This window comes from Serratia sp. ASV30 (genome assembly GCF_016428815.1).
Lineage (GTDB): Bacteria > Pseudomonadota > Gammaproteobacteria > Enterobacterales > Enterobacteriaceae > Chania > Chania fonticola_C.
This window is the reverse complement of record NZ_JAELTL010000194.1, coordinates 1-472: the sequence shown is the minus strand read 5'-3', so window position 1 is coordinate 472 and position 472 is coordinate 1. Positions and strand designations below refer to the sequence as shown.

Genomic DNA, 472 nt, shown 5'->3' with positions numbered 1-472 from the left:
CAGCAAATCAAGCTTTTAATTGAAGAGTTTGATCATGGCTCAGATTGAACGCTGGCGGCAGGCCTAACACATGCAAGTCGAGCGGTAGCACAAGGAGCTTGCTCCTGGGTGACGAGCGGCGGACGGGTGAGTAATGTCTGGGAAACTGCCCGATGGAGGGGGATAACTACTGGAAACGGTAGCTAATACCGCATAACGTCTTCGGACCAAAGTGGGGGACCTTCGGGCCTCACACCATCGGATGTGCCCAGATGGGATTAGCTAGTAGGTGAGGTAATGGCTCACCTAGGCGACGATCCCTAGCTGGTCTGAGAGGATGACCAGCCACACTGGAACTGAGACACGGTCCAGACTCCTACGGGAGGCAGCAGTGGGGAATATTGCACAATGGGCGCAAGCCTGATGCAGCCATGCCGCGTGTGTGAAGAAGGCCTTCGGGTTGTAAAGCACTTTCAGCGAGGAGGAAGGGTTC

Annotated in this window: 1 rRNA gene; it reads left to right on the top strand. The window is 55.3% G+C overall.

Features of this window, described 5'->3' with window-relative positions:
* Window positions 1-16: 16 nt before the first annotated feature.
* Window positions 17-472 (top strand): 16S ribosomal RNA (locus JHD74_RS26060); the annotation flags it as partial.